This window comes from Streptomyces glaucescens (assembly GCF_000761215.1).
Lineage (GTDB): Bacteria > Actinomycetota > Actinomycetes > Streptomycetales > Streptomycetaceae > Streptomyces > Streptomyces glaucescens_B.
Window position 1 is genome coordinate 1975825 of sequence record NZ_CP009438.1, and the last position, 23741, is coordinate 1999565.

Annotated in this window: 18 protein-coding genes; 4 read left to right on the forward strand and 14 right to left on the reverse strand. The window is 72.6% G+C overall.

From position 1 onward, the window contains the following. Nucleotides 1-15: 15 nt before the first annotated feature. Both SGLAU_RS08570 and SGLAU_RS08575 read right to left on the reverse strand, forming a co-directional pair. Nucleotides 16-1641 carry a glycoside hydrolase family 13 protein gene (locus SGLAU_RS08570; protein ID WP_208868896.1) on the reverse strand — a complete coding sequence of 542 codons (1626 nt, stop codon included), beginning with the start codon at nt 1639-1641 and terminating at the stop codon, nt 16-18. Between the two features lie 135 nt (nt 1642-1776). After that, nucleotides 1777-3051 carry an ABC transporter substrate-binding protein gene (locus SGLAU_RS08575; protein ID WP_043499825.1) on the reverse strand — a complete coding sequence of 425 codons (1275 nt, stop codon included), beginning with the start codon at nt 3049-3051 and terminating at the stop codon, nt 1777-1779. 129 nt (nt 3052-3180) lie between these two features. Here SGLAU_RS08575 and SGLAU_RS08580 point away from each other — a divergent pair, with 129 nt between their 5' ends. The 3 genes from SGLAU_RS08580 to SGLAU_RS08590 are packed head-to-tail and all read left to right on the forward strand — an operon-like array spanning nt 3181 to nt 6930. Then, nucleotides 3181-3696, forward strand: coding sequence for a PadR family transcriptional regulator (locus tag SGLAU_RS08580; protein WP_043499827.1), 516 nt, complete (start codon nt 3181-3183; stop codon nt 3694-3696). Next, on the forward strand, nt 3693-4445 hold the full coding sequence (locus tag SGLAU_RS08585) for an ABC transporter ATP-binding protein (protein ID WP_043499829.1): 753 nt from the start codon (nt 3693-3695) through the stop codon (nt 4443-4445). The genes SGLAU_RS08580 and SGLAU_RS08585 overlap by 4 nt, the downstream gene beginning before the upstream one ends. A gap of 52 nt (nt 4446-4497) precedes the next feature. Then, entirely contained in the window at nt 4498-6930 is a 2433-nt protein-coding gene (locus SGLAU_RS08590; protein WP_043499830.1) for an ABC transporter permease, read from the forward strand. A gap of 12 nt (nt 6931-6942) precedes the next feature. Here the strand turns inward: SGLAU_RS08590 and SGLAU_RS08595 are convergent, their stop codons facing one another. The 12 genes from SGLAU_RS08595 to uvrC form a co-directional block, all read right to left on the reverse strand. Beyond that, nucleotides 6943-7854 (reverse strand): hypothetical protein, encoded by a 912-nt coding sequence (locus tag SGLAU_RS08595; protein ID WP_043499832.1) that lies wholly within the window; start codon nt 7852-7854, stop codon nt 6943-6945. 92 nt (nt 7855-7946) lie between these two features. Beyond that, nucleotides 7947-9602, reverse strand: coding sequence for a glucose-6-phosphate isomerase (gene pgi / locus SGLAU_RS08600; protein WP_043499834.1), 1656 nt, complete (start codon nt 9600-9602; stop codon nt 7947-7949). A 241-nt stretch (nt 9603-9843) separates the two neighbouring features. Continuing rightward, on the reverse strand, nt 9844-10179 hold the full coding sequence (locus SGLAU_RS08605) for an RNA polymerase-binding protein RbpA (RefSeq protein WP_003957010.1): 336 nt from the start codon (nt 10177-10179) through the stop codon (nt 9844-9846). A gap of 227 nt (nt 10180-10406) precedes the next feature. Beyond that, a complete protein-coding gene (gene secG / locus SGLAU_RS08610) occupies nt 10407-10634 on the reverse strand; it encodes a preprotein translocase subunit SecG (protein ID WP_043499836.1) in 228 nt (75 codons plus the stop codon). Nucleotides 10635-10747: 113 nt separating this feature from the next. After that, complete coding sequence (gene tpiA, locus SGLAU_RS08615) at nt 10748-11524, reverse strand: triose-phosphate isomerase (protein ID WP_043499838.1); 777 nt, start codon at nt 11522-11524, stop codon at nt 10748-10750. A gap of 6 nt (nt 11525-11530) precedes the next feature. Continuing rightward, nucleotides 11531-12757 (reverse strand): phosphoglycerate kinase, encoded by a 1227-nt coding sequence (locus tag SGLAU_RS08620; protein WP_043499839.1) that lies wholly within the window; start codon nt 12755-12757, stop codon nt 11531-11533. Between the two features lie 187 nt (nt 12758-12944). Then, complete coding sequence (gene gap / locus SGLAU_RS08625) at nt 12945-13952, reverse strand: type I glyceraldehyde-3-phosphate dehydrogenase (protein ID WP_043499841.1); 1008 nt, start codon at nt 13950-13952, stop codon at nt 12945-12947. Nucleotides 13953-14159: 207 nt separating this feature from the next. Continuing rightward, entirely contained in the window at nt 14160-17114 is a 2955-nt protein-coding gene (locus SGLAU_RS08630; RefSeq protein ID WP_043499843.1) for a M14 family metallopeptidase, read from the reverse strand. 178 nt (nt 17115-17292) lie between these two features. Further along, entirely contained in the window at nt 17293-18282 is a 990-nt protein-coding gene (gene whiA, locus SGLAU_RS08635; protein ID WP_043499846.1) for a DNA-binding protein WhiA, read from the reverse strand. Beyond that, complete coding sequence (locus SGLAU_RS08640) at nt 18273-19340, reverse strand: gluconeogenesis factor YvcK family protein (protein ID WP_043499849.1); 1068 nt, start codon at nt 19338-19340, stop codon at nt 18273-18275. Before SGLAU_RS08640 ends, whiA begins: the two co-directional genes overlap by 10 nt. After that, nucleotides 19337-20380 carry an RNase adapter RapZ gene (gene rapZ, locus SGLAU_RS08645; protein WP_052413676.1) on the reverse strand — a complete coding sequence of 348 codons (1044 nt, stop codon included), beginning with the start codon at nt 20378-20380 and terminating at the stop codon, nt 19337-19339. The genes SGLAU_RS08640 and rapZ overlap by 4 nt, the downstream gene beginning before the upstream one ends. Further along, nucleotides 20377-22455: an excinuclease ABC subunit UvrC gene (gene uvrC / locus SGLAU_RS08650; RefSeq protein WP_043499850.1), complete on the reverse strand. Its 2079-nt coding sequence runs from the start codon at nt 22453-22455 to the stop codon at nt 20377-20379. The genes rapZ and uvrC overlap by 4 nt, the downstream gene beginning before the upstream one ends. 301 nt (nt 22456-22756) lie before the next feature. On the opposite strand from uvrC, the gene SGLAU_RS08655 reads away from it, so the two are divergent. Then, complete coding sequence (locus SGLAU_RS08655) at nt 22757-23713, forward strand: hypothetical protein (RefSeq protein ID WP_043499851.1); 957 nt, start codon at nt 22757-22759, stop codon at nt 23711-23713. The last annotated feature ends 28 nt before the right edge of the window (nt 23714-23741 follow it).

A 23741-nucleotide genomic window follows, 5' to 3' on the forward strand; every position in this document is an offset into this window, starting at 1 on the left:
TGACGTGGACGGGGCTCAGCTGTCGGCGACCCACCAGGCCGCCGTCGAGCCGGGCAGGCTCCCGGGCGGGCAGGGGCCGCTGGACAGCAGCGGGGTGCCGGGGACCGGCGCGGGTACGGGGGCGGTGCCGAAGTTGACCGCGCAGACCAGGCCGTCGCCGCGGACGAAGGCCAGCACGCCGGGCGGGGAGTCCAGCCAGCGCAGGGTGCCCTCGCCGAGCTGGGGCAGGGCGGCGCGCAGCTGGAGGCCGTCGCGGTACAGGTGCCAGAAGGAGCGGGTGTCGGCGAGGGCCCGCTCGGTGGCGTACTCGGCGAAGTAGTCGGGCTGCGGCAGCCACGGCTTGGCGCTCTCGGCGCCGGAGGTGAAGCCGAACGGCGAGGCCTGTCCGGACCACGGCAGGGGCACCCGGCAGCCGTCGCGGATGCGGGCGCGGCTGCCGGTGCGGCGGAAGATGGGGTCGGTGAGCACGTCGTCGGGCAGGTCGACGACCTCGGGCAGGCCCAGTTCCTCGCCCTGGTAGATGTAGGCGGCGCCGGGGAGGGCCAGCATCAGCAGGGCGGCGGCGCGGGCGCGGGCGGCGCCGAGGCCGCTGCCGCCGGGGGCGGGTTCGCCGTAGCGGGTGACGGTGCGGACCTGGTCGTGGTTGTTGAGGACCCAGGTGACCGTGGAGCCGGTGCCGGCGATGTCGTCCATGGCCTCGGAGATGACCTTGCGGAAGGCGTCGGGGTCCCAGGGGGCGCCGAGCAGGTCGAAGAAGAAGGCCTGGTGGAGTTCGTCGGGTCGGACGTACTGGGCGTGCTCGCGGGCGGTGGGGACGGACACCTCGCCGACCAGCAGGCGTTCGCGGCCGTCGCGGGCGGCGTACTCGTCGCACACGGACCGCCAGTGCCGCCACACGTCGTGCACCTCGGGCCGGTTCCAGGCGAGCGGGTTGACCGAGTCGCGGGTGCGGGCGTCGGCCTCGGGGTCGTCGGAGTCGGGCAGCTCCGGGTGCTTGTAGAGGCCGGCGGCGACGTCGATGCGGAAGCCGTCGACGCCCCGGTCGAGCCAGAAGCGCAGGATCCGGTCGAACTCGGCGGGTATCTCGGGGTTGCGCCAGTTCCAGTCGGGCTGCTCGGGCGTGAACATGTGCAGGTACCACTGGCCGGGGCGGCCGTCCGCCTCGGTGACCCGGCTCCAGGCGGGGCCGCCGAACATGGCGTGCCAGTTGTTGGGGGGCTCGCTGCCGCCGGGGCCGCGTCCGTCGGCGAAGTGGAAGCGGGCGCGGGCCGCGCTGCCCGGCGGGGCGGCCAGCGCCTCGCGGAACCACGGGTGGGCGCTGGAGCAGTGGTTGGGGACGATGTCGAGGAGCACCTTGATGCCGAGCCGGTGCGCGGCGGCCACCAGCCCGTCGAACTCGGCGAGGTCGCCGAAGAGCGGGTCGACGTCGCAGTAGTCGGCCACATCGTAGCCGTGGTCGGCCTGCGGGGAGGGGTAGAACGGGCTCAGCCAGATCCCGTCGACGCCGAGCTTCTTCAGGTACGGCAGCCCGGCGCGGACGCCCGCGAGATCGCCGACTCCGTCGCCGGTGCTGTCCAGGAAGCTGCGGACGTAGACCTGGTAGATCACCGCGTCCCGCCACCAGTGGTACTTACTCAACATGCATGCATGTTAGGTAGGCGTGTCGGAGGGGTGTCAACGAAGAGAACGGAAGATACTGACCAGTTGGGGCGTCAAATCGGGACGAATGCGGGCATGCCGAAGCCAGTTGAGATATCGCCGTTACCTAACAAGTAACTAGTGGCTGGAGACGGCCGCCAGCTCCCGTGCCAGCCTGCGCACCGCGGCCCCGGGCGTCTGCCGCCCGGTCAGCGCGTCCTGCACGGCGGCCTGCACCACCAGGCTGACCTGGTCGTAGTGCGGGCTCTTGGGGCGCGGCGCGGCCCTGAGCACGCTCTCGCGCAGGGTCGGCAGGTAGGGGAAGGCCCGCACGAGGGCGGGATCGTCGTAGAGCGCGGCCCGCACCGGCGGCAGCGCGCCCCGCGTGAGCACCTGGCGCTGCACGGACTCGCTGGTGAGGTACGCGATCAGGCGCGCGGCCGAGTCGGGGTGGCGGGCACGGCTGCTCACGGCCAGGTTGGAGCCGCCGAGCACACTGGTGCCCGGTCCGTCCGGTCCCGGCAGCGGCACGGCGCCGATCCTCCCGGCGACCTTCGAGCCCTCCCCGGAGGCGACGGCGTACGCGTACGGCCAGTTGCGCAGGAAGAGCAGCCGGCCGTCCTGGAAGGCCTGCTTGGACTCCTCCTCCTTGTAGCCCAGCGCCGCCCTCGGGATCCAGCCCTCGCGTACCCCGCGCGCCAGGAACCCGATGCCCTCGCGGGCCGCCGCCGAGTCCACGGTGACCCGCTCGCCCTCGTCGCCGAGGATCGTGCCGCCCGCCGAGTAGACGGCCTCGGCCGCGTTGACGGTCAGGCCCTCGTACGGCAGGAACTGTCCGGCGTAGCCGCCGAGCCCGTGCCGGGGCGCGATGGTCTCGGCCTGGTGCTCCAGCTCGGCCCAGGTGCGCGGCGGCGGGACGCCCTCGGCGGCCAGGACGTCCTTGCGGTAGAGGAGCAGCCCGGCGTTGGTGACGTACGGGACGGCGTACAGCCGCCCGTCGTAGGTCGCGGTGCCGACGACGGGCCGCAGGAAGCTCCCCAGCGCGAACCGCTCACGCGGCAGGGGGCGGATCCAGCCCGCCGCGGCGAACTCCGGGGTCCAGTTGACGTCGATGTTGAGGACGTCGAACCGGCCGCCGCCGCCGGCCCGCAGGTCGGTGGCCATCTGGGCGCGGGTCTCGTCCGCCGAGTCGGGCAGTTCCACGAGGGTGACCCGCTCACCGGGGTGGGCGCGGTTCCAGCCGTCCAGCAGGGGGCCCAGATAGCCGGTGAGATCGCCCGCGGTGGCCAGGGTGAGCGGACCGCGCCCGCCGCCGCCCTGCCCCTCCCGCGCCTGCGCGCCGGACGTGACGTAGCCGGTCAGGAGGACCACGAGGACGAGAAGGCCCCTACCCGCGGCACGCGTCCACCGCATAGGTTCCTCCCTGTACACCGGCCACGGGCGCCCTCGCCCGGGTCAGAGGCCATGTATACCTGTTAGGTATGGGCGATACTAGGGCCTGGAACACATTACGCACAGGGTGAGGACAGGAGGACTGCACGAGTGCGCCTGCCCCTCCTGGCACTCCTCGCGCGCGGCCCGGCCCACGGCTACGAGCTGAAGCAGGACCTTGAGCAACTGCTGGGGTCCGCGTACCCTCAGCCGAACGTCGGCCAGATCTACGTCACCCTCGGCCGCCTCGAGAAGCAGGGGCTCATCGAGGGCGAGGACGTCGCGCAGTCCAGCCGGCCCAACAAGAAGGTCTACCACCTCACCGACGCCGGGCGGGAGGCACTGCGCGCCTGGTTCGAGGAGCCCGAGGACGAGCCCCGGGTGCGGGACGAGTTCTTCATGAAACTGGCCCTCGCCCCGCAGACCGGCATCGCCGACCAGATCGCCCTGATCAACAAGCAGCGGCGGCAGTACCTGAACACCATGCGGCAGCTGTCGAAGCTGGCCGCCGCCGAAGACCGGGACAACCGCATCGCGCACCTGCTGATCGAGGGCGCGATGCTGCACCTGCAGGCCGACCTGGACTGGCTGGAGAGGTGCCAGGAAGAGCTGGAGGAGCTGGAATGAGCGACGTTTCCGCTCCCGTGCTGCGCGCCGAGGCCCTGGTGAAGACGCACCTCGGCGAGGGCGCGCCCGCCCGTGCGGTGCGCGGGGTCGACCTGTCCGTGCGGGGCGGCGAGTTCGTGGCGATCACCGGGCCGTCCGGCGCCGGCAAGTCGACCCTGCTGCACCTGCTCGGCGGGCTCCAGCGGCCGGACAGCGGCAGCATCTGGCTGGACGGCGAGTGCGCCGACACCTGGAGCGAGGCCCGCTGGGCGGTGGAGCGGCGCAAGCGGATCGGGATCGTCTTCCAGTTCTTCAACCTGGTGTCGAACCTGTCCGTCGCCGACAACGTCGAGCTGCCCGCGCTGCTCGCCGGGGTGCCGCCCAGGCGGGCCCGCGCCGAACGCGAGGAGCTGCTGGCCGAGCTGGGCCTCACCGGCAAGGAGCGCAGCATGCCCGGTGAGCTGTCCGGCGGCGAGCAGCAGCGGGTCGCGCTCGCCCGCGCCCTGGTCAACCAGCCGCCGCTGCTGCTCGCCGACGAACCCGCGGGCAGCCTCGACAGCAAGGGCACCCGCGAGGTCATGCGGCTGCTGTCCCGCTTCCACCGGCGCGGCCAGACGATCCTGCTGGTGACGCACGACGCCCGGCTGGCCAGTGCCGCGGACCGGGTGATCAGCTTCTTCGACGGACGGATCGCCGACGACGCGGAACTGGACGGCGGCCCCGCGCCCCGCCGGTCCGGGATATCCGGTGTGCTGGAGCTGAAGGACTGAGATGCCGGTACACGACCGCCGCCCGACGTCCGGGCCGAGGGGCTGAGGGCCCGTGCGAGCCACCCTGCGCTGGGCGCACTCCGATCTGCGCACCCACCGCGGCGAGGCGGTGTTCCTCGTCCTCGCCACCGCCGGTGTCGTCGCCTCGCTGCTGCTGGCCACGGCCCTGTTCGGATACGCCACCAACCCCTGGCAGCGGGTGTTCGCCCAGGCTCGCGGCGCCCATGTGTGGCTGCACACCGACGAGTCGGCCGACCTGCGCGCCCTGGCCCGGCTGGACGGCGTCGAGTCCGTCGCCGGGCCCTACCGCACCGCCTCCGCCACCGTCGCCGCGCGCGGCAGCCGCGCCTCCGTCGAGCTGCGCGCCGGCTCCGCCGAGGTGCCGTCCGTGGGCCGTCCGCTGCTCGTCTCCGGGCGCTGGCTCGACCCGGCCGTACCCGACGGCGTGGTCCTGGAGAGCCGGCTCGCCGGCGCGCTGCTCGCCGGGCCCGGCGACACCCTGACCCTGCCCGGCACCGCCCGCAGGCTGACCGTGGTGGGCGTCGCCGACAGCGCCGAGCCGCACTACCGCCCCGGCGAGCGGCCGGGCCTGGTCTGGGCGCTGCCGTCCGCGGTGCCCAGCCCGGACGCGCAGGTCGTCGGGCTGCGGCTGACGGATCCCGGGGACACCGGGTACGCCGTCCAGCGCGCCGTGACGGTGCTGGGCGCGGGGGCGATCGGCGAGGTGTCCACCTGGCAGCAGGCCCGCGCCGAGGCACAGGGCGGCAACCGGCTGCTCGGGCAGGTGCTGGGGCTGTTCGGGCTCGGCGCGCTGATCGCTGCCGGGCTCGCGGTGCACGGGGCGATCGGCACCCGGATCCGCGGCCACCTGCGGGACATCTCCGTGCTGAAGGCGATCGGCTTCACCCCCGGACAGGTGGTCCGGATCTTCCTCCTCCAGCATCTGGCGTACGCCGTGCTGGGCGCCGTCGCCGCCGCAGCCCTCACCGAGGCCCTGGGCAGCCGGATACCGGGGCGGCTCGGCGACGCGGTCGGCGTGTGGCAGGGGCTGCCCGGGCACACGGCGGCGCTCGTCGCAGTACCGGTGGCCGCGGTGCTGTTCATCGGGGCCACCACCGGGCTCGCCGCGTGGCGGGCGGGCCGGGTGCCGCCCGTGCCGCTGCCGCTGCCCGCCGCGCCGCTGGGCGGGCGGGCCGCGGGGGCACCGGGCCGGGGACCCGGCCCGCGCACCGCCGCCTCGGCGGCCGCCGCGCCGGGGGCCGGACGGCCGGGCGCCGTGCGCGGGCTCCTCGCCGCGGTCCGGGGCGGGACGTCCGGGGTCCGGCTGTCCGCGGTGGCGCGGCGTGCGCTGGCCGGACGGGTGCTCGGGGTGCGGCTGCCGCCCCCGCTGGTGCTCGGCTGGCACCAGGCGTTCGCCCGGCGCCCGCGGTCGCTGGGCACCGTGGCGCGGCTCGCCCTGCCGCTGCTGCTGATCGTGGTCGCGATGAGCGCGTGGACCACCATCGACCGGTTCCACCGAAGCCCGGAACGGATCGGGCTGCCGGCCGCGCTGACCGTCCGCGCGGACGCGGGCCTGGGCGACCGGGACGCCCGTGCCCTGCTGGCCCGCGACCCGGGGGTCGCCGCCGCCTATCCGGGCGTCGAGGTCGCCGCGCTGGTCCCCGGCCAGACCGCGACCATCGCCCTGCGGGGCCTCGGCACCCGCGCCGAGCCCTACCCGTACGCCCTGGCCGAGGGGCGCGCCGCGCGCGGACCCGACGAGGCGGTGGCCGGGCAGGGGCTGCTCGACCTGCTGGACGTACGGGTCGGCGACTGGGTGCGGATGACCGTCGGGGACCAGCCGCAGATCCTGCACATCGTGGGCCGCAGCATCGAACCGGAGAACGCCGGACGCGTCGTCTCCACGTCCCTGGACACCCTGCGCGAGAACGACCCCGGCCTGCGCCCGAGCCTCTACCAGCTGCGCCTGCGCCCCGGCGCCGACCCGCACGAGGTCGCCGGCCGGCTCACCGCGGCCGGGCTGGGCCGGCTGGACGTGCACACCGTGACGAACCCCGCCGACGGGCTCTCCGCGCTGCGCGGAGTGGTCCTCGGACTGATCGCCGTGCTCGCCCTGATCGGGCTGGTCGAACTGCTGACCGCGATCGGCGGTGCCGTCCGCGAGGGCGAGCGCGATCTGCTGGCGCTCAAGGCGATCGGGTTGTCACCCCGCCAGATCACCGCGATCACGGTGACCTCGACCGGCTGCACCGCGCTCGCCGCCGTCCTCCTCGGTACGGCCCTGGGACTGCCGCTCGCGCACTGGCTGATCGACGTCCAGGGCAGGTCGAGCGGCATCGGCGCCGGCATCGCCCAGTCGCCCTCGGCCTGGCTGCTGGCGCTGTTCGGGGCGGCCGCCGTACTGGGCGCGGCGGGGCTCGCCGCCCTGCCGGCGGCCCGGGCGGCACGCCGCCGGCTCGCCGACACGCTGAGCGCGGTCGCCTGAGACCGGCGCGCCCTAGGGTGCGCCGTAGGGGTTGCCCTGCGGCGGGGCGTACGGGGTGCCGTTGCCGTAGGGGTCGCCCTGCGGCGGATGCGGTGCGGGACCGTAGGGGTTGCCGTAGGGGTTGCCCTGTTGCGGGACGTACGGCGGTGCCGTGGGCGGCATCGGGGGCGGCGGGCCCGGCACCCGCGGCAGGGTGGCCGGGTGGGCGGCCAGGCGGATGCCGTAGCGCTGCTCGAGGCGGCCCATCTCCAGCAGGGCGATACCGGTGACCGTCAGCGGGGCGCCCAGGATGAAGACGACGCCCATGGCGAGGCTGAGACCGTGCAGGTCACCGGTGACCAGGTCGGGGACGGCCATCAGCCAGGTGGTCACCGTGGCCAGCAGCGGCGGCAGGCAGCGGTGGACGCCGGCGGTGCCGAAGAAGTTGCCCGAGACGTGCACCGCCCCGCGGACGACGAGGGCGGTGAGCCAGAGGGCCACCGGGGCGAGCAGCAGCACCAGGAACCCGGCCCCGCCCGCCAGCCGCCACACGAAGACGGTCAGCACGATCGTGCCGACGAACGCCAGCAGCAGCTTCAGCGAGTTGAGCAGCGGCACCCTGAGCGCCCGGACCGTGCCGCCGCGCCGCCAGACGTAGAGCATCACCCCGACCGTCAGCGGGGTGATGAACAGCAGCACGACCGAGGCGGTGAGCATGTTCTCCAGCACCTCCTCGAAGGCGAAACCGCCCTCCACGAAGGTGTAGACGCCGACCGCGGCGACCGTCCCGGCGATCAGCCGGACCTTCTTCAGCGTGTCCACGGCCGGGTCCAGCGAGTCCGGGATCCAGGCCGGGTGGAACACCGCCCGCGCGGCCTGCTTCGGCCGCAGCCAGTCCCGCGGCGCCAGTGTGCCGCCCGTCCAACTGCCCTGTCGCGTCGTCACGTCGTGCTCCCCCGAGCGATCGCGTTCATGATCATCGGGGAGTGTACGGGAAGCGGGGTCCGGGCGCCGCCCGCTTCCCGTGGCGGCGGTCCTCAGCCGCGGCCGCGCAGCCGGCGGTACTTGGCGACCAGGGCCCGGGTGGAGGGGTCGAGGCCGGGGACGTCGGCGCCCTCGGTGAGCGCGGGCTCGACGCGCTTGGCGAGCACCTTGCCCAGCTCGACGCCCCACTGGTCGAAGGAGTCGATGTTCCACACCGCGCCCTGCACGAACACCTTGTGCTCGTACAGCGCGACGAGCTGGCCGAGCACCGACGGGGTCAACTCGCGGGCGAGGATCGTGGTCGTCGGACGGTCGCCCTTGAACGTCCGGTGCGCGACCAGCTCCTCCGGCACGCCCTCGGCCCGCACCTCGTCCGGCGTCTTGCCGAACGCCAGCGCCTGGGTCTGGGCGAAGAAGTTGGCCATCAGCAGGTCGTGCTGCGCCTTCAGCTCGTCGTCGAGTTCGGCGACCGGCTCGGCGAAGCCGATGAAGTCCGCCGGGACGAGCTTGGTGCCCTGGTGGATGAGCTGGTAGTAGGCGTGCTGGCCGTTGGTGCCGGGGGTGCCCCACACCACCGGCCCGGTCTGCCAGCCGACCTCCTGCCCGTCCCGGTCCACGGACTTGCCGTTGGACTCCATGTCGAGCTGCTGGAGGTAGGCGGTGAACTTGGACAGGTAGTGGCTGTACGGCAACACCGCGTGCGACTGGGCGTCGTGGAAGTTGTTGTACCAGATGCCCAGCAGGCCCAGCAGCAGCGGCGCGTTGGCCTCCGGGGGCGCGGTGCGGAAGTGCTCGTCGACCAGGCGGAAGCCGTCCAGCATCTCCTGGAAGCGGGCCGGTCCGATGGCGATCATCAGGGACAGGCCGATCGCCGAGTCGTAGGAGTACCGGCCGCCGACCCAGTCCCAGAACTCGAACATGTTGGCCGTGTCGATGCCGAAGTCCGCCACCTTCCCGGCGTTCGTCGACAGCGCCACGAAGTGCCTGGCCACGGCCTCCTGACCGGCGTTCAGCCCGCGCAGCAGCCAGTTGCGGGCCGAGGTGGCGTTGGTGACCGTCTCGATGGTGGTGAAGGTCTTCGACGCGACGACGAACAGCGTCTCGGCCGGGTCCAGGTCGCGCAGGGCCTCGTGCAGGTCGGCGCCGTCCACGTTGGAGACGAAACGGACCGTCAGATCGCGGTCGGTGTAGCTGCGCAGCGCCTCGTACGCCATCGCGGGGCCGAGGTCGGAGCCGCCGATGCCGATGTTGACGACGTTGCGGATGCGCTCGCCGGTGTGGCCGGTCCACGCCCCGGAACGGACCCGCTCGGCGAAGTCGGCCATCCGGTCGAGGACCGCGTGCACACCGGGCACCACGTTCTCGCCGTCGACCTCGATCACCGCGTCGCGCGGCGCCCGCAGCGCGGTGTGCAGCACCGCCCGCCGCTCGGTCGTGTTGATCCGCTCGCCGCGGAACATGGCGTCCCGCAGCCCGAACACACCGGTCGCCGCCGCCAGCTCGCGCAGCAGCCGCAGGGTCTCGTCGGTGACGAGGTGCTTGGAGTAGTCGATGTACAGGTCACCGACCTGGAGCGTGTACCCGCAGCCGCGGGTGGGGTCGGCGGCGAACAGCTCCCGCAGCCGCAGCTCGCCGAGCTGCTCGCGGTGCTTGACCAGAGCGGTCCACTCGGGCGTCCGGTCGAGCCTCGTACGGCCGTCTGCGTTCATCTGGGAGATCCAGCCTTCCTCCGTGCCTGGGCGCTGCCCGCGCCTGCCCCGCTGCCGGTCCCAACCTAATGGATCAGCGGTGGCCCGGAGCCGCCGTGCCGCCGACGCCGGGGCACGGCGACGCCGCACGTGTGCGGCCGTCGCACCCGGCGGTCCGCCTGGCGGCCACGAGGGCCCGGTGCGCGGCCCGGAGTACGGCTCCGGCCAGGCACCTCTCAGGTACCCGGCCGGTGGTCTGCTCTCAGATCTCGCCCCGGAGTTTGGCGAGCGCCTCGGCGAGGATCGCCTCGCCGTCCGCGTCGCTGCGCCGCTCCCGGACGTACGCGAGGTGCGTCTTGTAGGGCTCGGTGCGCGGCGGGTCCGGCGGGTTGTCCCGGTCCTGTCCGGCCGGGAAGCCGCAGCGCGGGCAGTCCCAGGTGTCGGGGACCTGCGCGTCGCTGGCGAAGCTCGGCTGCGTCTCGTGCCCGTTGGAGCACCAGAAGGAGATGCGCAGACGCGGCGCGGACTCGCCGCGTTCGGCCTCACCCATCGGCCCCGCCCCGACCCGGCTTCCTCGGATCGCGTTGCCACTTGCCACGGTCGTAACTCCCTGCGTGATGGTGCCGCGAAGCGCGTCGGCGTTTCGCTTCGCTGCGAGCGCCCCAGTCTACGTAAGGCCCAACGCGCGTCCAGTGATTGGAGTTACAGACCCCTCACTCAGACGCAAGCCCCATGATAGGCCGCGCTCCGGGGCGCGCGCCGGACATGGGGCGTCACGTGTGCGATCGTGCCGGCCGGCGGGGTGCCGGCCGGGCGCCGTGCCGTTCAGCCGACCTTCACCAGGAGGCCGAGCACGACGATGCACGCGAACCACAGCAGACCGACCACGACGGTGATGCGGTCGAGGTTGCGCTCGGCGACCGAGGAGCCGCCGACGGAGGACTGCATGCCGCCACCGAACATGTCGGAGAGGCCGCCGCCCTTCCCCTTGTGCATCAGCACCAGCAGCATCAGCAGCAGGCTGAAGACGATCAGGGCGATCGAGAACCCCATAACCACGGCTGGACCAACTTCCTCGGCTTCGGATGGACGACGGGGGCCGACAGACACTGCCGGCCCCCGCAAGAGTACGACGTTACGCCGCTACCGCATACTCACCGGCCGGCTCACTGGTCGCGGAAGCGCACGATCCTGACGAACTCGTCCGCGTCCAGCGAGGCGCCGCCGACCAGCGCGCCGTCGATGTCGGCCTGCGCCATGATCTCGGCGACGTTGCCGGCCTTGACGGAGCCGCCGTACTGGATGCGGACCTTGTCGGCCGCCTCCTGCGAGTACAGCTCGGCGATCCTGCCGCGGATGGCGGCGCAGACCTCCTGGGCGTCCTCGGCGCCGCAGACCTTGCCGGTGCCGATGGCCCACACGGGCTCGTAGGCGATCACGATCGTCTCGGCCTGCTCGGCCGGGACGTCCTTCAGGCCGCCCTCGACCTGGGCGAGGGTGTGGGCGACGTGGTTGCCCGCCTCACGGACCTCCAGCTCCTCGCCGACGCACAGGATCGGGGTCAGCCCGTGCTTGTAGGCGGCCTTGACCTTGGCGTTGACGATCTCGTCGGTCTCGGCGTGGTACTGCCGGCGCTCGGAGTGGCCGACCGCCACGTACGTGCACTTCAGCTTGGCCAGCATCGAGCCGGAGATCTCGCCGGTGTAGGCGCCGGAGTCGTGCGCCGAGATGTCCTGGGCACCGTACTTGATCTTGAGCTTGTCGCCGTCGACCAGGGTCTGCACGGAGCGCAGGTCGGTGAAGGGCGGCAGGACGGCGACCTCGACGGCCTCGTAGTCCTTGTCCGCGAGGGCGAAGGCGAGCTTCTGGACGTGGGCGATGGCCTCCAGGTGGTTGAGGTTCATCTTCCAGTTGCCCGCCATCAGCGGCGTGCGCGTGCTCATAAGGGGTCAGTCCTCCAGTGCGGCGAGGCCGGGGAGCGTCTTGCCCTCGAGGTATTCGAGGGAGGCGCCGCCACCGGTCGAGATGTGATCGAACTTTCCGCCGGAAGAGGCCTTCTCGTCGAAGCCCAGCGTGCGGACGGCCGCGGCGGAGTCGCCGCCGCCGACCACGGTGAAGCCGGGGGAGTCGATGAGGGCCTGGGCGACCGCCTTGGTGCCCTCGGCGTAGTCGGGGTGCTCGAAGACGCCCATCGGACCGTTCCAGAAGACGGTGGCCGCGTCGGCGAGCTTCGAGGCGTACAGCTTGCGGGTCTCGGGACCGATGTCCAGACCCTCCTGGTCGGCGGGGATGGCGTCCGCGGCGACGGTGGTGAAGTGGGTGGGGGCCTTGGCCTTCAGGTCCGGGAACTCGGGCGAGACCAGGACGTCCACCGGCAGGACCAGCTCGACGCCGTTCTTCTCGGCGCGCTCCAGGTACTCCTTGACGGCCGGGATCTGGTCCTCCTGCAGGAGGGAGATGCCGACCTCGTGGCCCTTGGCCTTGAGGAAGGTGTAGGCCATGCCGCCGCCGATGAGGAGGCGGTCGGCCTTGCCCAGGAGCTGGTCGATGACGGCGAGCTTGTCGGAGACCTTGGCGCCGCCGAGGGCGACGACGTACGGGCGCTTGACGTCCTCGGTGAGCTTCTTCAGGACGCCGACCTCGGTGGCGATGAGGTAGCCGGCGTAGTGGGGGAGCTTCTTCGGCAGGTCGAAGACCGAGGCGTGCTTGCGGTGCACGGCGCCGAAGCCGTCGCCCACGTAGACGTCGGCGAGGGCGGCGAGCTGCCCGGCGAAGGCGTCCCGCTCGGCGTCGTCCTTGCTGGTCTCGCCCGCGTTGAAGCGCAGGTTCTCGATGACGGCGACCTGGCCGTCGGCGAGGCCGGCGACGGTGGACGTGGCGGACTCGCCGACGGTGTCGGTGGCGAACGTGACGTCGGCGCCGAGGAGTTCACCGAGCCGGGCGGCGGCCGGGGCCAGCGAGAAGGCCGGGTCCGGGGCGCCCTTGGGCCGGCCGAGGTGGGAGGCGACGACCACGCGGGCGCCGGCCTCGGCGAGGGCCTTGACGGTGGGCAGCACGGCGCGGATGCGGCCGTCGTCGGTGATGGTGGTGCCGTCCAGCGGCACGTTGAGGTCGGCGCGGACGAAGACCCGCTTGCCCGCGACCCCGTCGGCGAGGAGTTCGTCGATCGTCTTCATTTCAGGGGGCTCCTGAGGAGGCTCGTTCTGGCTCGTGACCGGATGGCTCGTGACCGGCTGCTCGTGCCGGTGACCGGGCCCGATCCTAGAGAGGCGGGCCGGTCGTGACGTGAGTCAGGGCCCGGGCCGCGCGTCCCTGCGCCTGGCCCGAGCCCTGCTCTCACTTCGAGGTGCCTGCGTCAGCCGGTCAGAGCTGGCCGCCGACGAAGACCGTGAGGTCGACGAGGCGGTTGGAGTAGCCCCACTCGTTGTCGTACCAGCCGATGACCTTCACGCTCTTGCCCTCCTGGACCATGGTCAGGGAGGAGTCGAAGGTGCAGGACGCCGGGGCGTTGACGATGTCGGAGGAGACGATCTCGTCCTCGGTGTACTCGAGGATGCCCTTCAGCTCGCCCTCGGCGGCCTTCTGGAAGGCGGCGTTGACCTCTTCCTTGGTGACCTCGCGGGACAGCTCGACGACGAGGTCGGTGACCGAGCCGGTCGGGACCGGGACGCGCATGGCCATGCCGTCCAGCTTGCCCTTGAGCTGCGGGAGGACCAGGGCGGTGGCCTTCGCGGCACCGGTGGTGGTCGGGATGATGTTCTCGGCGGCGGCACGGGCGCGGCGCAGGTCCTTGTGCGGGAAGTCCAGGATGCGCTGGTCGTTCGTGTACGCGTGCACCGTCGTCATCAGGCCCTTGACGATGCCGAAGTTCTCGTCGAGGACCTTGGCCATCGGCGCCACACAGTTGGTGGTGCAGGAGGCGTTGGAGATGACGTGGTGGTTCGCCGGGTCGTAGTTCTCGTGGTTGACGCCCATGACGATGGTGACGTCTTCGTTCTTCGCCGGGGCGGAGATGATGACCTTCTTGGCGCCGCCGGCGATGTGCTTCTCGGCGTCTTCCTTCTTGGTGAAGATGCCGGTCGACTCGATGACGATGTCGACGCCCAGCTCGCCCCACGGGATGTCGGCGGGGTTGCGCTCGGAGAGCACCTTGATGGTGTGGCCGTCGACGGTGATCGTGTCGGCGGTGTGCGTGACCTCCTGCTTCAGGCGACCCAGGATGGTGTCGTACTTCAGCAGGTGAGCCGTGGTCGCGGTGTCACCCAGGTCGTTGACAGCCACGATCTCGATGTCTGCACCCTGCTCCAGCAGCGCGCGGAAGTAGTTACGACCGATGCGGCCAAAGCCGTTGATGCCTACGCGGATCGTCACGAACCGATCTCCTCGTTGGTACGCCGGCTCCGTTGTCGCCGGCGAGCTCTATTTGGGATGTCCCCGACCGCCTCCGACCCTACCTCCCCGAAGCCCCCGGGGTGACATCGAGACGGCCCATACACGGCAGGCCGGTCCGTACCCGCCAGTAGGGGTACGGACCGGCTCAACTGTGGCGGGTCGCGCTCAGGTGCGCCGGTCCCCCCGTCAGCCGTCGAGCGCGGTGAGCGCCCGGCCGATCAGCCTCGTCCGGTCGGCCGCCGCGGTGACGTGCTCCAGGCCGAAGCCCAGCAGCACGGTGTCGTCCGTGGTGACCGCGCCGTACGTCCTGAACAGCTCTCCGGCGAGGCCCCAGTCCCTCACCACCGCGGGGCTCCCGGCCGGCGGGCCGGGGGTGCTCCAGGTGCCGAGCGACGTCTCGAAGCCGTCGGTCTGCCGCGCCGTGCCGCCGATGACGACGGAGGCGTCGTCGACGAGCACACCGTGGCCGCCGGAGCCGGGGTCGGTGACGTAGCTCAAGGAGAGTTCCACCGTCTTGCCGGCGTATGCGGAAAGATCGAAGGAGACTTCCTGCCAGCCGTCGGAGGCGCCGGTGAAGCTGTTCCAGGCGCCGCTGGTCCCGGTGGGCGCGCAGCCGTCGTCGCCGGGCGTCAGATACCTCTTGAGGGCGGGGTGCGCCTGGACGAAGTATCCGGCCTCGCACTCGGCGGGCACGGCGGTGCGGGTGGCGCCGCCCGCCTCGGGGAGCGTGGTCCAGTCGTCGGCCCCGGCGGTACGGGCCTCCAGCAGCGCGTGGTCGTAGCCCTGTTCGGTGTCCCAGAGCAGCCGGGTGCGCAGGGTGGGCCGGTCGGCGGCCTGGACGCCGGTGAGGTCGACGGTGCGGGTGAGGCGGTTCCAGGCGTAGTCGGAGTGGGTGACGGCCGCCATGGAGGTGCCCGCGTAGGGGCCGTAGGGGTTGGCCGTGCCCGGGTAGCCGCCCGCGCCCGCGCTCTCGAACTGCGGGAACGTCTCCACCGGCAGGGTGTCGGAGGTGACGCCGAACGATCCGGCCGCGTCGAGCGGGTTGCCGGGCGCGTCGCCGAGCGGGGCGCTCAGGCCGGCGAGGGCGCCCGTGCCGTCGAAGCCGGTGACCTTCGGCAGGGACGTACGGCTGTGGGCGCCCAGGTAGTACTGGCTGAAGTCGTTCGACAGGGTGCCGTCGCCCAGGTCGACGGAGCCGCCGGCGCTCTCGCCCGCCTCGATCAGCTTGCCGCCCTCGTTGAGGTAGGCGCGCAGTTCGAGCTGGGTGGCGTTGCCGGGGCGGGCGGCACCCGTGTGGTGGACGACCGTGCCGAAGTGGGCGAGGACGCCGAGCGCGTCGGGCGCGCCCTGCCGGGAGACGTCCCAGACGACGGCCTTCTCGCCGTTGGCCCGCAGCGCGTCCACGTACCTGCGGGCGTGGGTCGTGGGCTGCCCCTCCTCGGCGACGACGAGGACGTCCGCGCGGGGCCGCTCGGCGACGGTGTACGTGAAGTGCTCGCTCTCGGTCGGCCGGCCGGCGCGGGTCTCGCCGGTGAACCAGACCTCGACCTCGTCGCCCGGTTCCCCGTCGGCGACCTTCGCGCGGTACTCGTCGAAGTACAGGTTGTCCTCGCCGCCGTAGGTCTCGCCGCCCCGCCACGGCCGCAGGGCCATGTCGTGGACGCGGCCGCCGTTGACGCGGTACTTCAGCTCCTTGTCGCGCACCGACTTGCGGGCGACGACGGAGACCTCCTGGCGGGCGCCGCGCGCGTAGGAGGTGGTGAACGCCGCCGGGGTGAAGTCGGGGGCGGTCATGCCGACCGAGGACCTGGGCTGGTCGGGGCGGGCGGCGGACTCGGCGACGGAGAGCGCGAACGGTACGTTCTTCGCGAACTCCTGCTGGATCAGCTTCTCGTCGTCCGGGAAGGTGAAGACGGACGCGCAGTCCTCGGCCTTCCAGGCGTCGTCCGGGTCCGCGTTCGACACCGTCTGACAGGTCGACATCTCCGGGGTGAACATCGCGGTGCCGTGGACGTTGGCGGCGTGGCCGTCCGCCTCGCCGTTGGTGGTGTACAGCTCGGAGGAGACCTGCGGGTGGTATCCGGGGACCGCCGGCTTCTCGGGGGTGCCGGCGAGCGCCTTGTAGAGCACGTCGTCCGGGGTCTCGGTGGCGACCTGCCAGCCCACGCCGTAGAGGATCAGCTCGGCGGCGGAGTGGTAGTTGATGCCGTACTCGAAGCCGATGCGCTTCTGGAGGCGGTCGACGGCCCGGGTCTCGGGCTCGGAGTTCGGTCCGGCGCCGCGGTAGGTCTGGCTGGTGGGGTAGGGCGACGAACCCTCGTCGTCGTAGCCCCATTTGTAGGCGAAGTTGCGGTTGAGGTCGACGCCGTCGCCGACGGTGACGGTGCCGTCGCCGTTGTTGTCGCGCATGTTCTTGCGCCACTGGCGGTCGCCGCCGGCGGCGTGGGTGAAGTCGTAGCCGTCGGGGTTGGCGGAGATGACGAACCACAGTTCGGTGGTGTCGACGATCTTCCTGACGCGCCGGTCGGTGCGGTAGTTGTCCAGGTAGTGGTGCATCAGCCGGCGGGTCATCTCCGGGGTGATCCACTCACGCGCGTGCTGGTTGGACAGGTACAGCACGGCGGGCTTGGCGCCGTCCTTCGTCCGCTTCGCGTTCCTGGTGAGCTTCAGGGCGAGGATGTCCTGCCCCTGGACGGTCCTGCCGATGGAGACCGCCTTGGTCAGGCCCGGGTGCTGCCGTGCGGTCCTGAGGATCTCCTCCTTGATGCCGCCCGGCCCGCTGTACGGCCGGTAGACACCGTCGCCGGCGGCCGCCACGCGTGCGCGTGCCGTCCGCGAGAGGGTGTGCTCCTTCAGGTCGACGCCCTTTTTCTCCAGCTGCGCGGCCTGTTTGTCGGTGAGGTAGACCTCGACGGTGGCGGTGCCCCGGTCGGGGGCCCGCTCGCCGAGTTCGTGGGCGTCCTGACCGGCCGCCAGGAGCAGCGGGATCTGCTGCTTGGTGACCTCGGCGCGGAACACCTTCACGTCCTCGGTCCCGGGTCCGGGGGAGCGTCCGTTCTGCGCCTGGGCGATGGGTGCGATGCCCGCTCCGCCGATCAGGAGCGTGCCGATGGCGAGGATCGATCTCGCTCTGTGTCTCATGAACCCCCCTGCTGGTGGTTCGCCACAGCGGCGAATAGGTGCCAGGCTCATGACAGATCATGATCGAGTCAAGGGTGCCTCTTCGGCTGCCGCGGGCCGCGAACACGCCGGTGCAGACGCCCGTTCGGACGTCTGCACCGGCGTGTCGACGTGAGGCCGGCCCGCTGCCGGCCGGGGGTCAGCCCGCGAGGTTGTCCGCCAGTTCCTCGGTGAGGTTGGCTTCCGTGCCCGGGATGCCCAGGTCGGCGGCGCGCTTGTCGGCCATGGCGAGCAGACGGCGGATACGGCCCGCCACGGCGTCCTTGGTGAGCGGCGGGTCGGCGAGCGCGCCCAGCTCCTCCAGGGATGCCTGCTTGTGCTCCATCCGCAGCCGGCCGGCCGCGGCGAGGTGCTCGGGGACGTCGTCGCCGAGGATCTCCAGGGCCCGCTGGACGCGGGCGCCCGCCGCGACGGCCGCGCGCGCGGAACGGCGCAGGTTGGCGTCGTCGAAGTTGGCCAGGCGGTTGGCGGTGGCCCGCACCTCCCGGCGCATCCGGCGCTCCTCCCAGGCCAGCACCGACTCATGGGCGCCGAGCCGGGTGAGCAGGGCGCCGATCGCGTCGCCGTCCCGGACGACCACGCGGTCCACGCCGCGCACCTCACGGGCCTTCGCGGCGATGGACAGCCGGCGGGCGGCGCCGACCAGGGCCAGCGCGGCCTCCGGGCCGGGGCAGGTGACCTCCAGGGAGGAGGAGCGGCCCGGCTCGGTGAGCGAGCCGTGCGCCAGGAAGGCACCGCGCCAGGCCGCCTCCGCGTCACAGGTGGCCCCGGAGACGACCTGCGGGGGCAGGCCCCGGATCGGCCGGCCGCGGCCGTCCACCAGGCCGGTCTGCCGGGCCAGCTGGTCGCCGCCCGCGACGACCCGCACCACGTAGCGCGAGCCGCGGCGCAGCCCGCCCGGGGCCATCACGATCAGCTCCGAGCTGTGCCCGAAGATCTCCAGGATGTCCCGCTTGAGCCGGCGGGCCGCCATCGCGGTGTCCAGCTCCGCCTCGATCACGATGCGCCCGCTGACCAGGTGGAGGCCGCCGGCGAACCGCAGAATGGCGGAGACCTCCGCCTTCCTGCAGCAGGTCCGGGTGACGGGGAGCCGGGAGATCTCGTCCTTCACCGCTGCCGTCATCGCCATGGGCCGATCCTTCCATGCATCCGAAAAATACGGTCGTACGCGGCGGCCAGCAGCTCGGGGTCGTGCCGAGGAGAGCCGTCCCTCCGGGCCACCGGTGCCAGCTCCACCGCGGCCCCGAAACGCTTGGCGGCGTCGGTCAGCGAGTCGCGGTCGGGCACGGCGGCCTCGTCGGCCAGCACCACGTCCAGGGCGAGTTTAGGGGCGTGTCGTCCCAAAACCTCCAAATGACGCTGCGGGGAGAAGCCGTCGGTTTCGCCGGGCTGCGGCGCGAGGTTCAAGGACAGCACCCGGCGCGCCTTGGTCTGCGTGAGCGCGTCCAGCAGCTCGGGCACGAGCAGGTGCGGGATGACGGAGGAGAACCAGGAGCCGGGGCCGAGCACCACCCAGTCCGCGTCCAGGACCGCCGCGACGGCCTCCGGGACGGCGGGCGGGTCGTGCGGGACCAGGTGCACGGACTGCACCTCACCGGGGGTGAGGGCCACGGTGGCCTGGCCGCGGACCGTGTCGACGTCGTCGGGCCGGTCCGGGTCGTGGCCCTTGACCAGGGCCTGGAGCTCCAGGGGCACCGCGGACATGGGCAGCACCCGGCCGTGGGCGCCGAGCAGCTTGCCGACCAGGTCCAGGGCCTGCACATGGTCGCCGAGCTGCTCCCACAGGGCGACGATCAGCAGGTTGCCGACCGCGTGTTCGTGCAGGTCGCCCTGGGACTGGAAGCGGTGCTGGATGACCCTGGCCCAGGTCTGGCCCCAGTCGTCGTCGCCGCACAGCGCGGCCAGCGCCTTGCGCAGGTCGCCGGGCGGCAGCACGCCCAGCTCGTCGCGCAGGCGCCCGCTGGAGCCGCCGTCGTCGGCCACGGTGACGACGGCGGTGAGGTCGCCGGTGATCCGGCGCAGCGCGGCGAGCGAGGCGGACAGGCCCATGCCGCCCCCGAGGGCGACCACTTTGGGCTGGGCACCGCGACGGCGCGCCCTGCCGCCACGGGGCTCGGCGGACCGCCCGCCGCGGCCCTCGGGGAGGGCCCGGCGCAGTCTGCTCAGCCGCACGGAACGTCCGCTCATTCGCGTCCCATGTCCCGGTGTACGACCACCGTCTCCACCCCTTCGGCCGCGAGGCGGGCGGCCAGCTTCTCCGACATGGCGACCGAGCGGTGCTTGCCGCCGGTACAGCCGACCGCGATGGTCACGTACCGCTTGCCCTCCCGGCGGTACCCGGCCGCGATCAGCTGGAGCAGCTCCGCGTACCGGTCCAGGAACTCCTTGGCGCCGGGCTGGTTGAAGACGTAGCCCGACACCTCCTGGTTCAGGCCGGTGAACGGGCGCAGCTCCGGGACCCAGTGCGGGTTGGGCAGGAAGCGGCAGTCGACGACCAGGTCGGCGTCGACGGGCAGGCCGTACTTGTACCCGAAGGACATCACGGTGGCCCGCAGCTCGGGCTCCTCCTCGCCGGCGAACTGGGCGTCCATCTTGGCGCGCAGCTCGTGCACGTTGAGGCTGGAGGTGTCGATCACCAGGTCGGCGTCGCCGCGCAGTTCGCGCAGCAGCTCCCGCTCGGCGGCGATGCCGTCGACGATCCGGCCGTCGCCCTGGAGCGGGTGCGGGCGGCGCACCGACTCGAAGCGGCGCACCAGGGCCTCGTCGGAGGACTCCAGGAACACGATCCGCCGGGTGACGCCGCGCGTGTCGAGGTCGGCCAGGGATTCGCGCAGATTGTCGAAGAAGCGCCGGCCGCGCACGTCGACGACGACCGCGATCCGCGCGACGTTGCCCTGGGAACGGGCGCCCAGCTCCACCATGGTGGGGATCAGGGCGGGCGGCAGGTTGTCGACGACGAACCAGCCGAGGTCCTCCAGGCACTTCGCGGCCGTGGACCGGCCGGCCCCGGACATGCCGGAGATGATCACCAGCTCCGGGATGGCCGCCTCCGGGACCCCGGTGGCCTCGACGCCCGTGTTCACCTGCACTCCGTTGCTCTGCGCTTCCTGGCGGGCCCGGCCCTCGCCGGTCCTGCCGGGTGTCTCGTGGGCGTGGGCCGCTCCGGCTTCCGGCTGCCCGGTCGCGCGCTGCGGCCCCGCTGTGGGCTGTGTCTCGTGCTCGGTCATGTCTCCTGCCCCCGTCGCTCGTCCGGGGCGCCCGTGGTCACGGGCTCCCCTGGGGCATCCGCCGTCGTCCCGGGTGCCCCGTCCTCCACGTCATCCATGATCTCTCCGGTCGCCGTGTTCACGGCGGGCGCGGCCGGAACCGCCCGGGCGAGGGCCGCGGCGATGGTCTCGGCCGTCTTGCGGCCTATACCGGGTACCTCGCAGATCTGGTCGATTGTCGCGGACCGCAGCCTCTTCACCGAACCGAAGTGCTTGATCAGCGCCTGTTTGCGGGTCGTGCCGAGCCCCGGCACGTCGTCCAGCGGGCTCGACCTGATGCGCTTGCCCCGCTTGTTGCGCTGGTAGGCGATCGCGAACCGGTGGGCCTCGTCACGGACGCGTTGCAGCAGGTAGAGGCCCTCACTGGTGCGGGGCAGGATCACCGGGTCCTCCTCGTCGGGCAGCCACACCTCCTCCAGGCGCTTGGCGAGACCGCACACGGCGATGTCGTCGATGCCCAGCTCGTCCAGGGCCCGCCGGGCCGCCGCGACCTGCGGCCGGCCGCCGTCGACCACGACGAGCTGCGGCGGATAGGCGAACCGCTTGGGGCGGCCGTCGTCCTCGGTGGGCGCCGGGGCCTCGTCCGTGCCGCCCGCGAGGCCCGGTTCACCGTCCTCGGCCCACTCCCCCGTCTTCTCCTTCTCGGCCAGATAGCGCCGGAAGCGGCGGGTGATCACCTCGTGCATGGACCGGACGTCGTCCTGCCCGGCGAAGCTCTTGATCTGGAACCGCCGGTACTCGCTCTTGCGGGCGAGCCCGTCCTCGAAGACGACCATGGAGGCCACCACGTCCTCGCCCTGGAGGTGGGAGATGTCGTAGCACTCGATCCGCAGCGGGGCGCTGTCCAGGTCGAGGGCGTCGGCGATCTCCTCCAGGGCGCGCGAGCGCGTGGTCAGGTCGGAGGCGCGCTTGGTCTTGTGCAGCACGAGCGCGTGCTGGGCGTTGCGCTGCACGGTCTCCATGAGGGCCTTCTTGTCGCCGCGCTGCGGGACGCGCAGCGAGACCCCGGAGCCGCGGCGTCCGGTGAGCCACTGCTGGACCGGCTCGACCGGGTCGGGCAGCGCCGGGACCAGGACCTCCTTGGGCACCGCGTCACCGGTCTCCTCGCCGTACAGCTGCTGGAGGGCGTGCTCGACCAGGGCGCCGGTGGTGATCTCCTCGACCTTGTCGGTGACCCAGCCGCGCTGGCCGCGCACCCGGCCGCCGCGCACGTGGAAGATCTGCACGGCCGCTTCCAGCTCGTCCTCGGCCACCGCGATCAGGTCGGCGTCGGTCGCGTCGGCGAGCACGACCGCGTTCTTCTCCATGGCCTTCTTCAGGGCCCCGATGTCGTCGCGCAGCCGGGCCGCCCGCTCGTACTCCAGCTCCTCGGCGGCCTCCGTCATCTGCTTCTCCAGGCGGCGCAGGTACGTGCCGGTGCGCCCGGTCATGAAGTCGCAGAACTCGTCGGCCAGGTCCCAGTGGTCGTCGGCGGAGATCCGCCCGACGCAGGGCGCGGAGCACTTGCCGATGTAGCCCAGCAGACAGGGGCGGTCGGTGCGGGCGGCGTTCTTGAAGACGCCGGCCGAGCAGGTGCGCACCGGGAAGACGCGCAGCAGCAGGTCGACCGTGTCGCGGATGGCCCACGCGTGCGCGTACGGCCCGAAGTAGCGGACGCCCTTCTTCTTGTGGCCGCGCATCACCTGCACGCGCGGATACTGCTCGTTCATCGTCACCGCGAGGTACGGGTAGCTCTTGTCGTCGCGGTACTTGACGTTGAACCGGGGGTCGAACTCCTTGATCCAGGAGTACTCCAGCTGGAGGGCCTCGACCTCGGTGGACACCACCGTCCACTCCACGGACGCGGCCGTCGTCACCATCGAGCGGGTGCGCGGGTGGAGGCTCGCCAGGTCCTGGAAGTAGTTGGCCAGGCGCTGGCGCAGGCTCTTCGCCTTTCCGACGTAGATCACCCGGCGGTGCTCGTCCCGGAACTTGTACACCCCCGGGGAGTCCGGGATCTGTCCCGGCTCGGGGCGGTAGCTGGAGGGGTCGGCCATGTCTCACACCCTACTGGCGAGGACCGACACTCCGGCGGGCCCGTGGCCGCCGCCCGCGGCGTCCGGGAGATGACGCAGTACGGGCGCGCCGCCCGGGCAGGGGCGAACCTCGGCCAGGAGTGCGCCGCCATCGGGCTTCAGGTGTTGTCGGGGCCTGGTCGACACGCTTCAATGCGGGGGAACTCGGGGCCGTGAACCACGGCGCACGGATGTGAAGGAGCCCCGACGCCGACGGGGGCGCCCCCGCTCGGATCCCGCGCGAACGGTCTGACCAGCCGTCGTCATCCAGAAAGGCCCCTGCATGCCGCACGCCACACAGCACGCGGACGCCGCTCCCGACGTCGCCGCCGCGGACCTGGACACGGCCCTGCGAGGCGGCCCCTTCCACGTCGCGCTGCGCGCCGCGATCGCCGCCCGCGGACTGCCCCTGCAGCGGGTGCAGCACCACCTGTCGCGGTACGGCGTGAAGGTCGGCGTCACCAGCCTGAGCTACTGGCAGCAGGGCGCCCGCCGGCCACAGCGCCCCGAGTCGCTGCGGGCGGTGCGGGCGCTGGAGGAGATACTCCAGCTGCCCGACGAGTCGCTGATCCGGCTGCTCGCCGAGACCGACGAGCGCTCCGGGCGGCGGCCCGCGACCCGCTCCTACCGGTCCCTCGTCGAGGCCTCGGACGTCCTGGGCCGGCTGCTGGGCGAGCTGGGCGCCCAGCTCGACTGCGGCCTGCACATGCTCGGTCACCACGAGCGGGTGCGGATCGGGGCCCGCCGCGAGCTGACGGCGCGCGAGTCCCACCACATCGTGCGCGCCCACCAGGACGGCGTCGACCGCTTCGTGGCCGTGCACCACGGCGACCCGGGCTGCGCGCCGGAGCGGATGACCGTGCACGCCCTGGACAACTGCCGCACCGGTCGCGTGCGCTGGCACCGGGGCACGGGAGTGGTCGTCGCCGAGCTGCTGTTCGACACCCGGCTGCGCGCGGGGGACACCTTCCTCTTCCGGTACGGCGTCGAGGACGGCACGGCCGGGGTGTCCCGCGAGTACCTCCGCGGGTTCGGGCCGGCGGGCGGGCAGTACGCCCTCCAGGTGCGGTTCGACGAGCGCGCCCTGCCGGCGCGCTGCCACCGCTTCACCCAGCACTCGGCGGCGGCCCCCCGCAGCGGCCGCCAGGAACTGGCCCTGTCCGGCCGCCACCACTCGGTCCACCTCGTGGAGCCGCGGGTGCGGTCGGGCATCGTGGGCATCGCGTGGGACTGGGAGTGAGGCGCAGGCCCTGAAGGCCGGTCCCGGT

Excerpts from the sequence above, each read along its gene's own strand:
- SGLAU_RS08570 (WP_208868896.1), bottom strand. The coding sequence starts at position 1,641 with ATGTTGAGTAAGTACCACTGGTGGCGGGACGCGGTGATCTACCAGGTC.
- SGLAU_RS08575 (WP_043499825.1), bottom strand. The coding sequence starts at position 3,051 with ATGCGGTGGACGCGTGCCGCGGGTAGGGGCCTTCTCGTCCTCGTGGTC.
- SGLAU_RS08585 (WP_043499829.1), top strand. The coding sequence starts at position 3,693 with ATGAGCGACGTTTCCGCTCCCGTGCTGCGCGCCGAGGCCCTGGTGAAG.
- pgi (WP_043499834.1), bottom strand. The coding sequence starts at position 9,602 with ATGAACGCAGACGGCCGTACGAGGCTCGACCGGACGCCCGAGTGGACC.
- secG (WP_043499836.1), bottom strand. The coding sequence starts at position 10,634 with ATGGGGTTCTCGATCGCCCTGATCGTCTTCAGCCTGCTGCTGATGCTG.
- tpiA (WP_043499838.1), bottom strand. The coding sequence starts at position 11,524 with ATGAGCACGCGCACGCCGCTGATGGCGGGCAACTGGAAGATGAACCTC.
- SGLAU_RS08620 (WP_043499839.1), bottom strand. The coding sequence starts at position 12,757 with ATGAAGACGATCGACGAACTCCTCGCCGACGGGGTCGCGGGCAAGCGG.
- SGLAU_RS08630 (WP_043499843.1), bottom strand. The coding sequence starts at position 17,114 with ATGAGACACAGAGCGAGATCGATCCTCGCCATCGGCACGCTCCTGATC.
- whiA (WP_043499846.1), bottom strand. The coding sequence starts at position 18,282 with ATGGCGATGACGGCAGCGGTGAAGGACGAGATCTCCCGGCTCCCCGTC.
- SGLAU_RS08640 (WP_043499849.1), bottom strand. The coding sequence starts at position 19,340 with ATGAGCGGACGTTCCGTGCGGCTGAGCAGACTGCGCCGGGCCCTCCCC.
- rapZ (WP_052413676.1), bottom strand. The coding sequence starts at position 20,380 with ATGACCGAGCACGAGACACAGCCCACAGCGGGGCCGCAGCGCGCGACC.
- uvrC (WP_043499850.1), bottom strand. The coding sequence starts at position 22,455 with ATGGCCGACCCCTCCAGCTACCGCCCCGAGCCGGGACAGATCCCGGAC.
- SGLAU_RS08655 (WP_043499851.1), top strand. The coding sequence starts at position 22,757 with ATGCCGCACGCCACACAGCACGCGGACGCCGCTCCCGACGTCGCCGCC.